This is a genomic window from Eubacterium maltosivorans (assembly GCF_002441855.2).
In the GTDB taxonomy this organism is placed as follows: domain Bacteria; phylum Bacillota; class Clostridia; order Eubacteriales; family Eubacteriaceae; genus Eubacterium; species Eubacterium maltosivorans.
Map to the genome: position 1 here is coordinate 1,258,984 of NZ_CP029487.1, position 13,106 is coordinate 1,272,089.

The 13,106-nt window shown below is 50.0% G+C and carries 9 protein-coding genes; 1 reads left to right on the forward strand and 8 read right to left on the reverse strand.

Translation table 11 applies throughout. The annotated features are described in order from the left end of the window. Positions 1-7 precede the first annotated feature (7 nt). The gene (locus CPZ25_RS06200) at positions 8-1,588 is read left to right on the forward strand and encodes an ABC transporter permease subunit (protein ID WP_074617141.1); all 1,581 of its coding nucleotides are present in this window, start codon (positions 8-10) and stop codon (positions 1,586-1,588) included. Positions 1,589-1,799: 211 nt separating this feature from the next. On the opposite strand, the gene CPZ25_RS06205 is transcribed toward CPZ25_RS06200, so the two are convergent. The 8 genes from CPZ25_RS06205 to CPZ25_RS06240 form a co-directional block, all read right to left on the reverse strand. Next, positions 1,800-3,548, reverse strand: a complete 1,749-nt coding sequence (locus CPZ25_RS06205) for an ABC transporter ATP-binding protein (RefSeq protein WP_074617142.1) — start codon at positions 3,546-3,548, stop codon at positions 1,800-1,802. Further along, positions 3,541-5,316, reverse strand: a complete 1,776-nt coding sequence (locus tag CPZ25_RS06210; protein WP_096920014.1) for an ABC transporter ATP-binding protein — start codon at positions 5,314-5,316, stop codon at positions 3,541-3,543. The genes CPZ25_RS06205 and CPZ25_RS06210 overlap by 8 nt, the downstream gene beginning before the upstream one ends. A gap of 95 nt (positions 5,317-5,411) precedes the next feature. Next, entirely contained in the window at positions 5,412-6,377 is a 966-nt protein-coding gene (locus CPZ25_RS06215; RefSeq protein ID WP_096920013.1) for a helix-turn-helix domain-containing protein, read from the reverse strand. Further along, positions 6,367-7,866, reverse strand: coding sequence for an ABC transporter ATP-binding protein (locus tag CPZ25_RS06220; protein WP_096920012.1), 1,500 nt, complete (start codon positions 7,864-7,866; stop codon positions 6,367-6,369). Before CPZ25_RS06220 ends, CPZ25_RS06215 begins: the two co-directional genes overlap by 11 nt. A gap of 7 nt (positions 7,867-7,873) precedes the next feature. After that, entirely contained in the window at positions 7,874-8,608 is a 735-nt protein-coding gene (locus CPZ25_RS06225; protein ID WP_058694018.1) for an energy-coupling factor transporter transmembrane component T, read from the reverse strand. Beyond that, a complete protein-coding gene (locus CPZ25_RS06230; RefSeq protein ID WP_058694017.1) occupies positions 8,608-9,189 on the reverse strand; it encodes an MptD family putative ECF transporter S component in 582 nt (193 codons plus the stop codon). The genes CPZ25_RS06225 and CPZ25_RS06230 overlap by 1 nt, the downstream gene beginning before the upstream one ends. A gap of 213 nt (positions 9,190-9,402) precedes the next feature. Beyond that, on the reverse strand, positions 9,403-11,289 hold the full coding sequence (locus CPZ25_RS06235; RefSeq protein WP_096920011.1) for an ABC transporter ATP-binding protein: 1,887 nt from the start codon (positions 11,287-11,289) through the stop codon (positions 9,403-9,405). Then, entirely contained in the window at positions 11,289-13,052 is a 1,764-nt protein-coding gene (locus CPZ25_RS06240) for an ABC transporter ATP-binding protein (RefSeq protein ID WP_096920010.1), read from the reverse strand. Before CPZ25_RS06240 ends, CPZ25_RS06235 begins: the two co-directional genes overlap by 1 nt. Positions 13,053-13,106: the final 54 nt, after the last annotated feature.

Consider the following 13,106-nt stretch of genomic DNA (forward strand, 5'->3'; position numbering starts at 1 on the left):
CACTACCATGAAATGGATAAAATCTAAATCGCTGAGGCTTTTATTCGTCGTGTTCTTTTTTGTTACCCTGATTCTTCCCTTGTTCAATATGTTTGCCACCATCACCACAGAAAGCATTCAAAACCTGCTGTTTACACCGGTTTTTGGGGAGGTTATTCTGCGGTCTGTTCTGGTGACTGCTACCGCGACGCTTATTGCAATCCTGCTGGCGCTGGCGCTTTCCTGGTGCGTGGCGAAAACAGCCATGCCTTTTAAAAACATTCTGATCCCAGCCCTGACCCTGCCAATGCTCATTCCCTCCATTTCGCACGGTATGGGGTTGGTCATTCTCTTTGGCGCAAAGGGGATCATTACAAACCTGCTGCATACCAGCTTCAGCCTTTACGGCTTCTCAGGCATTGTCATTGGCTCTGTGCTCTATACGTTCCCCATCGCTTTTTTAATGCTCTTGGATGTTTTTAAATACGAGGACGGCGCCTTGTACGAAGCGGCGCAGGTCATGGGTGTTTCAAAGCTCCGCCAGTTTACAGACCTCACCCTTGTTTATCTGAAAAAACCGTTAATCTCGGCCTTTTTTGCTGTGTTTACCATGATTTTTACCGACTATGGCGTCCCTCTGGCAGTTGGCGGCAAGTATCGTGTGCTTTCAACCTATATGTACCGCGAGGTCCTGGGCCTGCTCAATTTCTCTAACGGTGCTGTTGTTGGGATTATCCTGCTTCTGCCGGCCATTCTGGCTTTTATCATCGACTTTTTCAGCCGGGACAGCCAAAGCGGCACAAACAGTATAAGGCTTAAGATCAAGGCTTCTCCGGTGCGCGACCGCTGCGCTGCCGGCTTCTGTATCCTGACTGCGGTTTTGTTTAACCTGCCGATCATCGCTTTTGTTGTTTTATCTGTTGTTAAAAAATATCCGGTTGACCTGTCGCTTTCCTTTGACAGCATTTTGCAGACGCTCCAGCTCGGCGCTGGCGAATACTTTTTTAATGCCATTGTCATGTCCCTGCTCACAGCACTTGTCGGGACTGCCATTGCCTTTACCGTGGCCTATTTTACCTCAAGAGGAAAACAGACCTTTACATCAAGATGCCTGCATCTTATCTCACTGGTAACAGTCGCGGTGCCTGGTATTGTGCTCGGCCTTGGATATGTCACGCTTTTCAGCGGCAGTATCCTTTACGGGACGCTCATGATCCTCGTCCTTGTCAACACCATCCATTTCTTTTCATCGCCCTATCTCATGGCGCACAACGCTCTGCTCAAGCTGAATCCGAATTTTGAGGATATCGCCATGACACTGAACATTCCAAAGCACCGCATGATCCGGGATGTGCTGCTGCCCTCCACCTTCGGTACGCTGCTTGAGATGTTCACTTATTATTTTATCAATGGTATGATCACCATCTCCGCCATTTCGTTCCTGAGCACGGTTGACAATATGCCTCTGGCATTGATGATCCCTGTCTTTGAGGGACAGCGGCTCTTTGAATGCGCTGCTTTTGTCTCTTTGATCATTCTTGTGAGCAACCTTATTCTGAAAGCGCTCACCAGCTTTGTCTCCTCAAAATGGCAAAAGTATCTGAACTGAATACAAAATAAAAACCCCTTCATGTCCATTACTCCATGAAAGGGTCTTTATAAAAAGGAAAAGAAATGAAAAAGTTTTTGTTTTAATCTCATACAGCCCGTTAGAGATTAGTAAGTTAATTTCTTAACTTGACTATAGTATAAACCGGCAATGTGATGGTTATGTGAAGTACCGTCTGCCCTTAAGCCAGCTTTAAGACTGCGGCTTTTATTCAGGCAATCCTCCAGCCCTCAGCCGCTTCTCGAATATCGACAAACTGCCTGTAGATTCCCTTTTCCAGAATAAGCTGTGCATGGGTTCCGCGCTGGGCGATCCGTCCGTTATCTACAACCAGTATCTGGTCGGCGTGCTCGATGGTTGCCAGTCGGTGGGCAATGACGATGATGGTCTTTCCATTTGTCAAAGATGAAATTGCCTCCTGTATAAAGTGCTCGTTTTCCGGGTCAACACTGGCAGTGGCTTCATCCAGTATTATGATCGGCGCATCCTTCAGAATAGCCCGGGCAATGGATATTCTCTGCTTTTCGCCGCCGGACAGTGAGGAACCGCCCTCGCCCACCAGTGTGTTGTAGCCATCGGGCAGGGCTGTAATAAACGCATGGCACTGTGCCTCCTTTGCGGCTCTTATGACTTCCTCCATATCCGCATCGGGGTTGCCAAAACGGATATTATTTAAAATGGTGTCGTGAAAAAGATAAACGTTCTGGAATACCATACTGATATTTGAGAGCAAACTGTCGCAGGTCAACTCCCGGATATCCATGTTCCCGATGGTAATGGCGCCGCTGTTTACATCGTAAAATCGGGCCAGCAGGCTGCACATTGTGGTTTTACCGCTGCCAGAGGGGCCTACAATAGCTGTGGTTGTTTTTTCGGGAATATCAAAGCTGACGTTTTCCAGAACCGTCCTGCTGTCATAGCCAAAGCTCACATCATTAAAGGTGATATTAAAGTTATCCGGCTTTTTATCCTTTCCGTTTTCATCAATAAATTTTGCCTTTTCAATTTTGTCCAGCTTTTCAAACGTCGATTCAATCAGCTCCATGGTATGGGCCGCATTGTTGATTTGCTCGACATGCGTAAAAATCATAAAGGAGAAAACCGCAAACATTAAAAAGACCGGCACAACCATGGCGCCCTCTGCGGTAAAAACAGCTGCCGCTGCCGCCACTGCCACCGACGCAAGCTTCAAACAAAACTGATGAAGACAGTTGCAGGGAATGTAGTCCAGTTCGATCTTCACATTGATGCGCCGGTGCTCCCTGCAGGCCCGCTTCATTCCCTCGACAGAAACGCCTTCCTGTCCATAGGCCTTTACGACTGCCAGGCCCCTTATGTATTCCAGCGTTGCTGCGATGAGATCATTCTGGGCCTCCTGATGTACGGCTGCATTTATCCGGCTTCTGCGGCTCAGTATTCTCAGAAAGAAGGCCGAGCCTAAAACACCGGCAACTGCAATCAGGGCGATCTGCCAGGAATAAAAAGCCAGGCAGAGAATAATGGCCAGTGCGCTGATATAGCCGCCGACCACCACATCGGTCATCTTCATGGCGTACATCTCCAAAACAGACAGGTCCGTGGTTACTGCCCCGGCAAGCTCCCCTGTATTATTGCGGTCAAAAAAGCCAAGGGAAACTCTTTTCAGAATATCACCGATCCGGATACGCTCCTCGGCGGTTTTTTCATAGGCGATGCTCTCCTGAAAGGTCGCCTTGAGATATGAAAACAGAAAGCGCCCAAGGATCATCCCAACCATAAAGATAAGAAACCAAAGGGCCCAGACAGGTGTCAGAACAATTTCTCCCCGCTGATCCTCCAGCATAAGCTCCAGCCCGTAGGCAGCGCCGATAACAGGCATTGCTGTAAAAATACTCTGTAAAAAGGACCAGAGGAACCCCCAGTATAAGCGGTTTTTACGTCCGCCAGTCCATTTTATAATGTGTCTGATGGTTTTAAGCATCGGTCAATTCTCCTTTCATCTCTTTTCCCGCTGCCCAACATCTGGCACCGACATGGGCCTGCCACATATCCCGGTACAGTGCACAGCAGTCCAGGAGCTCCTGCTGTGTGCCCTCGGCTGTAATCTGCCCCTTTTCCAAAACGACAATTCTGTCAGCATTCTGGATGGTTGACAGCCGGTGCGCAATGACCAGCAAGGTTTTTCCCTCCGTCAGCGCTGCGATGGAACGCTGTAGCTGTGCCTCGTTTTCTGGATCTGTAAAGGCTGTGGCCTCGTCAAGGATAACCACTGGGGCATTCTTCAGAATCGCCCGGGCAATGGCGATGCGCTGGCGTTCGCCACCGGAAAGCTTTCCGCCGGCTTCTCCCGCGGTTGTATCCCAGCCCTTTTCCAGATGGCTGATAAAGTGCTCGCACTGGGCCGCCCTAGCCGCCTCAAAAACTTCCTCGTCGGTAGCTGACGGTTTACCAAGCCGGATGTTTTCAAGCAATGAACAGTTAAACAGAAAATTATCCTGGGTGACAAAGCTCACTGTATCTGCAAGCTGAGACAGGGGGATTTTTCTTATATCAACACCTCCGATGGAAATACTTCCATCCCTCACATCCCAGAACCGGGCAATCAGCCGGGCAACTGTCGATTTCCCGCCGCCTGAAGGACCGACCAGCGCAGTAAAGCTGCCCTGCGGCAGATGCAGGCTGATATTTCTGAGCACATCGCCGTCCCTGTCATTGTAGGCAAAGCTCACGTCCTCCAGCGCGACCGTGTAGTGCTCCGGACAGATGTTCTCCTTTTCCTCCGGGAGCTCTGGAAGCTCCATCAGCTGATTGACATCGTTAATGGCATACTGGATGGATTTAAAATCATTAACCGCTGTGGTGAACCAGCTCACCGAACCCACAATACTCATGGAGAGAATCATGCACAGGGTCAGCTCCGCAGGTGTGAGCGCACCGTAAATATACAGAAGCATTCCCACCGGCAGGATACCAAGCAGAGTACTGGGCAGAATGGCGTTTCCCAGATTCATCACCCCCCAGGTCGAGCGGAACCAGTCAAGGGTAAAGTCCTTGAAATCTCCCACTGCCCTGGTGAATTTCTCATATGAGCTCGAGGACTGGTTAAAGGCCTTGATGACCTGTATCCCCTCGACATACTCCACAATCACACTGTTGACATGGCGGCTGGATTCCATGAATCTGGCGTACTGGCTGTTATAGTTGCGCATCATAATGGCATAAACCAGTACTCCGGGCGGAATACAGGCCAGCGATGCCAAGGCAATGCGCCAGTCAATGCTGATCATATAAATAAATACACAGACCGGCAGCATCAGATTTGAAATTCCCTCTGGAATCAGGTGGCCCAGCGGAAGCTCAATGGTTTCTACCCTGTCGACAAAAATACTTTTAAGACCGCCAGCCGTTTTGGACAAAACTGTTCCGAGGGGCGCACGCATCAGCTTATCGGTCAGCGCCAGACGGATACTCTCTAAAATCTGATATGCCGACATATGGGAAAAGGTTGTTGAAATGCCGTAAAACACCAGCTTTACGATGTACCCTGCCACACACACCGCCGCCCAGACCAGAATGCTCTGTACTTCGGGCGTCCCCTTAAAAAACAGCAAGATTATCTGATAGACGCCGAGATAAGGCACCAGCCCACTCAGCACACTGACCACAGCGCATATCACAGACAAAAGCATCTTTGTCCTGCACTCAGCTGCAAACGAGAAGATGCTCTGAAAGGTTCCTTTTTTCTTCATGCTTTCGCCTCCTAAAAAATAATAACGGACAGTCCTTTTTTAAGAACCATCCGTATTATACTCAATCATTGCGCTTCCTGTCTGCTCCGTTCCTGTCAATGCTGATCCATTCGGACGACGGATTTACGATACTCTGCCGGGCACATGCCCATAACGGATTGAAAAGCTGCTGCAAATTTACTCGGATTTTCATAGCCTACCCGGTTGGCAATGGAAACGACATTTTCATTGGTTTTCTGGAGCATAAGCGCAGCGGCGTTCATCCGGTATTCCTTCATATAGGCATAAATAGAGGTTCCATAAACACCTTTGAAACAAAGCTTCATAGAGGTGAGCGGAAACTCAAAGCGTTCAGAGAGCTCTTTTAACGTGTAATGCCGCTCCAAATTGTCGGTCAAAAGCCGGACGATGGCTTTGACTTTTTCGACCTGTGTTTTGTAAAAACAAGGGCGCTCGGCACTCTTCTGGGCAACCTCCAGCGCATCCAAAAACAAAAGGAGTTCAAGCACCTTGATCTTAAAATAACTCATCCTCAAATGCTCAGGGACAGTGTAAAGCTCTGAAAAGATGTGATCCACCCCTGCGCCTGCCCGCATGACAAAGGGGCGCTCATCCCCGCAGAATTTCTCCCGGATTTTTGCGAGGTCAACAGGAAACCCCTCCAGGACATGCGGCAGAACCTTCATGGCTTTTTTCATATAAAAACCAACAGTGATGCCATGATAGTGCTTTAAGGGAAAGCTGAAATCACAGACGTGATGCTTTCGGTTATTCATCTGCAGATCTCCAGCTTCCAGGTATATGAATTCATTTTTTACGATCTCCCACTCGATTCGTCCCTCCCGGCAGTGGTCGATACAGAACAAGTCTACATCAGGCTTGAATTCTGAAAAGCATTTTTCCATATGAAAATCATTATAAAGGAGATAAACCCCCGGGAATACATCGTAGGCAGTCATCACCCCTTCACCGCTGTCCTCATTTACCCAGTAAACCGTACAGCTTTCATCTTTACAGATCAGCGAAACGTTTGGGCCCATTGCTTCCCGGTCAAAATGCATGGTGTCTGCCTCCTTCCCCGTCCTCACTGGTTTTTAAAAAGAAAGAGAGCATCCTGTCCCTCCCTGCTGCGCTAAGGGGGTAATTTCCCACCAGCCTGCCTTGGTCGATATGAAGGATATGCGTACAGCAGGACAAGATAAACTCAGGGTCATGGGTGACAACAAAGACTGTTTTGCCCTGCTCTGAAAGGCCGCGTATATTGCTGGATACCTCACGCATGTGCCGAAGATCCAGCCCGCTGGTCGGTTCATCAAAAACAATAATCTCCCGCTGTGAGGCGATGGCTGAGGCCACCGCGACACGCTGCTTCTGTCCGCCCGACAACGCCATGGGGTGTTTTTCCTTATAGACCAGCAGGTCGAGTGATTCCAGGATGGAGGCTGCCCGTTCCGGTGCCTCCTGCTTCATAGAGAGCAGCACTTCGTCCAGCACGCTCTCAGTAAAAAGCTGGTGGTTGACATCCTGCATAACCATATAGCAGGCCGACAGCCGTTTTTTAGATTTAAGCGCTGTACCTTTATAGCGTACAATCCCTTTATCTTTTTTCTGTAGGCCGCAAAGGCTCCGCGCAAAGGTGGACTTACCCGCGCCGTTATGGCCGATGATACCGATAACACCACGCTCTGGCACATCGGCCTGTGCGATGGACAGCGCCGGCGGACAATGGGGATAGGCAAACTGAAACCGCTCAAGCCGCATGGTCTTCTCGTCCCTGGGTCCGGCCACCTTTATTTCTGAAAGACCAGACATGGAAAGTGCCCTCAGACCCATCTCCTCCAGTCTGCTATTCGGCAGCCTGTAAAATTCCCGACCTGTGTAGGTCTTGTCAATCCGGCCTTTTTTCATACAGACCACCCTATCCGCCAGGCCCTCCAGATAATACAATCGGTGCTCTGCCACCACAATGGTCTTTCCCTGTGCTTTCCACCGGCGGATGACTCTTCTCAACTCCTTTATGGCAGCGGTATCCAAATTGGATGAGGGCTCATCCAAAACCATGACCTCCGGGTACAGCGCCGCCACAGACCCGCAGGCAATCTTCTGCTTTTCGCCGCCTGAAATCTTAAAAATATTCCTGCCACAAAGCGAATTAAGCCCAAAGGCTTCGGTGGTGTTTTTCATCCGTCTGTATATCTCGTCCTCTGGCAGACCCAGATTTTCACAGCCAAAGGCCAGCTCGCTGGTGGTATCCACATTAAAAAACTGCGACCGGGGATTCTGGAACACAGACCCGACCATTTTTGCTGTTTCGTACAAAGGCGCACTCCTTACATCCAGGCCGTTAACCACAACACTGCCGGACAGAACACCCTCGTAGTAATGCGGGATTAAGCCGTTGATCAGCCGGGTCACGGTTGTTTTGCCGCAGCCCGATTCACCACACAGTAAAATGATTTCACCATCGGCGATGATAAGGTTGAGACTGTCCAGATCAACCTCTTTTTTGTCCCGTCCGTAAGAAAAATATACGTCTTCAAATATAATCATACTCACCTCACAGAAGTGCGAATTTATTCAAAACAAATGCTGCCAGACTGCCAACGCATAAAACTATGGCCAGAATATCGGCCAGCCGGAAACCAATCCGGCAAATATTTGTCCGCGGCACAGGTGCGCCTAGTCCCCTTGTCAGAGCGGCTGCCGAAAGCTCCTCTCCAATCTTCACACAAGACATCATAAGAGGCACCAGACGGTATTCAAGCATGGCGCCTGCCTTACCGCCGCCAAAGCGGATACCCCGCATCCGCATAGCGTCTCCGATGGCTCCGTACTCTTCCCGGACTGTTGGGAAAAAGCGAAACATGACTGACATGGGGATGGATAACTTTGGGGTGACACGCATCCGGGCCATAGCTGCCATAAAGGCGCTGACCGTGGTGGTATTTACCAGGAAATACCCCATCAAGATCCCGGGCATAAATCGGGCAAACAGGCCGCAGGTCGCAACAATGATAAAATTCAAAAAACCTGTGGTGACAGGCACCAAAAACAGTTCGCCACAGAAGGCCACCGTGTAAGTAGCTAAGTATCCAAACGCAGCGCCCCACTTTTTTGAAGCCAGCAGCAGTATAAAAGGGACCAGCGTGAGGGCCGGCTTGACAAAATTCATGACGCCGCCGTTCCCCCCGCCAATGACAACCGTGGAAACTGTGATTACCAAAAGCATTTTTGTTCTTGGGTCAAGAGACAGGCCGCCTGAAACATCCGTATTGGTACGCGCCTGTGCCATCAGACAATCCCGGCCTTCATGAAGTGTTTTTTGAGCACTGCTTTGCCCAGCACAGCCCCTAAAATACCCGAGATAAAGCAGGCGGCCAGAAGCGGCAGAAGGCTCCAATTTGGAATGTAGGCCATGAGCGTATTAGCGTATTCCTGTCCATACCCGGAGACCAGCATATCAAAATAGCTTCCCCGGTTGACCACGATAGGAATGTAATTTCCAATGAGCCACATGGAAAACACGCCGTAGCTTAAAACGCCCTTTCTGGCGCTGGTATAACCGCCGGACTTCAGCACCAGCTCTGCCAGCAGGCCGCTGACCGGCGCAGTGATCAAGGCCCATAACCCCATACCCATCAGACACATGATAATACCGATAATGGCAGCCATGATGAGTACCATTCCAAATTTCCTGACCCTTGTCAAAAACAGCATAAAGGGTATACCGCCCACAAAGGGAACGATCACTGAGAGCAGCGGTACAAAAATAGGAATATAACCTACCATGGCGACGCCCATGCAAATGACAAAAAGAATGGCCGTAAAAATGCCCACATTAATCAGATCCTTTGCCTGAAGCCTGTTGTTCATATAAACTTCCTCCTATTTCAGTTAGCTTTACCTAACTATAGTTTTTTAAAGAAGGACTCCATCTGCACGGAGTCCTTTCATAAGCATATTTAGTGTAGCATAACCTTTTGTCTGTCGTCTGCTCCATTCGGACAAAATAAATCTATTCAGTCAGAAAAACTGTCCGAACGACTTATTCGCTGTCTTTTGGGAGCAATTGTTTTTTCTTTGGGCTCAGGCTGCCTCCTCGGCAAAGTTTCCCGTATAGAGTTCGTAATATTTACCCTCTTCGGCAATGAGCTCGTCGTGGGTACCTCGCTCAATAATGCGGCCGTTTTCCAGTACCATAATGCAGTCTGCGTTGCGGACAGTGGAGAGGCGGTGGGCGATAACAAAGGTGGTTCTGCCTTTCATCAGTCGGTCCATTCCCTCCTGTACCATGGCCTCGGTACGGGTATCGATGGAGCTGGTGGCCTCGTCCAGAATGAGCACCGGCGGGTCGGCAACCGCAGCTCTGGCAATGGACAGAAGCTGTCTTTGTCCCTGGCTCAGGCTGCCGCCGTCGCCGGTGAGCATGGTCTGGTAGCCATCCGGAAGCCGGCTGATAAATCCGTCGGCATTGGCCAGTTTCGCAGCAACGATGCAGTCCTCATCGGTGGCATCCAGCCGTCCAAAGCGGATATTGTCCATGACAGTACCTGTAAAAAGATGGGTATCCTGCAGGACAATGCCCAGTGAGCGCCGCAGATCGGCCTTTTTGATTTTGTTGATGTTAATACCGTCATAGCGTATTTTCCCGTCCTGTATGTCGTAGAAGCGGTTGATCAGATTGGTGATAGTCGTCTTTCCTGCGCCGGTACTGCCCACAAAAGCAATCTTCTGCCCCGGTTTGGCAAAAAGCCTTATGTCATGCAATACCATATGGATATCGTCGTAGCCAAAATCGACGCCATTGAAGGTAACCTCTCCTTCCAGCCGTTTATAGGTAACAGTGCCTTCTGCTCTGTGCGGATGTTTCCACGCCCAGAGACCTGTGCGTTCTGCGCTCTCTAAAAGAGCGCCGTCCGCCTGCTCCACTGCGTTTACCAGTTCGACATAACCGTCGTCAGTCTCTGGCTTTTCCTCCAGAAGGTTGAAAATACGGTCAGCCCCTGCCAGAGCCATGACAATGCTGTTAAGCTGCTGGCTGACCTGGGTGATGGGCTGTGTAAAACTTTTATTCAGGGTGAGGAAGGACACCAGTGTCCCCAGAGTCAGGCTTACGCTGCCGCTCAGGGCCAGCACCGCACCCACAATAGCGCACAGCACATAGCTGATATTGCCCAGATTCGCGTTGACAGGCATGAGAATATTGGCGAACTTATTGGCGCTGTTGGCGCTCTCACGGAGACGGTCATTGCGTTCCCTGAAGCCTTCCAGGCTTTTTTCCTCATGGCAGAAAACCTTGACGACCTTCTGACCGCTCATCATCTCCTCAATATAGCCGTTCACATTGCCCAGATCCCTCTGCTGCGCCGCAAAATAAGCGCCTGATTTTCCGCCGAGCTTTGAGGTTGCGGCCAGCATAACCACCGTCATGGCCAGCGTCACCATTGTCAGGGGGATGTCCAGAAACAGCATACTCACGAAGGTGGTAACAATGCTGACAATGGACTGGATAATCTGCGGCAGGCTCTGGCTGATGAGCTGGCGGAGGGTATCGACATCGTTAGTGTAAACCGACATGATATCACCGTGAGCGTGGGTATCAAAATACTTGATGGGTAATGCCTCCATATGGGTAAAAAGCTCAATTCTGAGCTTTTTAAGGGTCCCCTGACTCACATTGACCATGATGCGGTTATAGGCAAAGGCCAGCCCCACACCCATGAGGTACATGCAAGCCAGACGGACGAGCGCTGTGGCCAGCGGTCCGAAATCAGGATTGGCGGCTCCGGTCAGGGGGATAATATAATCATCAATCAGGGTCTGCATAAACAGGGTTCCTTTGACTGTGATCAGAGTCGAGCCAAAAATACATAAAAGCACCACCACTGTGGTTGCTTTGTAGTTTCTTACAATCATTGCCAGAATACGGCCAAGAGCCTTTATGCTCAGACCATCTTTTTTAATTTTGTTCATTAGCTCACCGCCTCCATTTCCATACTGCCCTCATCAAAATCTCCGCCGCCGTTTACCTGGGAGGCGTAAATTTCCTGATAGATGGCATTTGTTTTCAGCAGATTATCCGGCGTGTCAAAAGCGTCAACGCGCCCCTCGTCCATCACCAGGATCCGGTCAGCGTCCTCGACGCTGGAGATACGCTGGGCGATAATCAGCTTGGTCGTTCCTGGAATCTCGCTGATAAAGGCGTTTCGTATCCGGGCGTCTGTAGCGGTATCCACCGCACTGGTAGAATCGTCCAGGATGAGCACCTTTGGCTTTTTCAGGAGCGCCCGCGCAATGCAGATACGCTGCTTCTGTCCGCCGGAAACATTGGTGCCGCCCTGGTCAATAACCGTGTCGTATTTGTCGGGCAGCTGCTCGATAAAAGTATCGGCACAGGCCAGCTTGCAGGCATGTTTACATTCCTCCAGCGTCGCCTGCTCATTGCCCCAGCGCAGATTGTCCAAAATCGTCCCTGAGAACAGTACATTTTTCTGAAGCACCACGGCCACCTGATTTCTGAGGGCCTCCAAGTCATAATCCCGGACATCTCTGCCCCCCACCAGCACTTTGCCGTCTGTTACATCGTAAAGCCGGCTGATGAGGTTGACCATACTCGACTTACCGCTGCCCGTGCCTCCGATAATGCCAATGGTCTCACCGGCGCGGATGTGAAGGTTGATGGCTGAAAGGGTTTCCTTACCGCTGCCCTTTTTATAGGCAAAATGAACCTGTTCAAAATCAATACTACCGCTCTCTACATCTGTCAGAGGGCGCACCGGGTCCTTGATATCGGCCTGTTCCTCCAGTACCTCGGCAATACGGCGGCAGCTGGCCAGGCTCATGGTCACCATCACAAAGATCATGGACAGCATCATCAGAGACATCATGATGTTCATGATATAGCTGAACATAGCGGTCAATTCGCCGGTTGTCAGACTGCCGACCACGATCATCTGAGCGCCAAGCCATGAAATTCCAAGAATACAGCCATAAATAATAAACATCATGACTGGATTATTAAAGGCAAGAATCCCCTCCGCTTTAACAAAAAGCCTGTACAGGTTGGCGGCCGCTTTGGAAAAGCGGGTGTTTTCATAGTCCTCCCGGACATAGGCCTTGACCACCCGTATAGCCGATACATTTTCCTGGACGCTTTCATTCAAAGCATCGTATTTTTTAAAAACCTGGTCAAAAATTTTGGTAGTCTTTAAAATAATCAATACCAGAGCCAGGCCGAGAACCACAATGGCCGCCACAAAGACCAGGCTCAGCCGGGCGTTGATGAAAAAGCACATGACCATGGCGCTGATGAGCATCAGCGGCGCACGGGTACACATACGCAGGATCATCTGGTAGGCGTTCTGCACATTGGTAACATCCGTGGTAAGCCGTGTGACCAGCCCAGCCGTACTGTACTTGTCGATGTTTGAGAAGGAGAAGCGCTGGATATTTTCATACATCCCCTCCCTCAAGTTGCAGGCCAGGCCTGAGGACGCGCTGGCCGCGTACTTGCCCGCCAGAATGCCAAAGGTCAGGCTTGCCATGGCCATGATCACCATGATCCCTCCGTAAAAATAAACCTGCTGTATGTTTCCAGCCTCAATGCCCCGGTCGATGATAAGTGATGTGACCCAGGGGATCAAAACCTCCATTACAACCTCCAAAGCTGTAAATAAGGGCGTCAGCAGCGAAGCCTTTTTATACTGCTTCACCTGCCCCAAAAGTGTTTTTACCATTTTTTCTTCCTTTCAAAGTTTGTTGTTTTTATTATTTTATCTATTATTAAACTA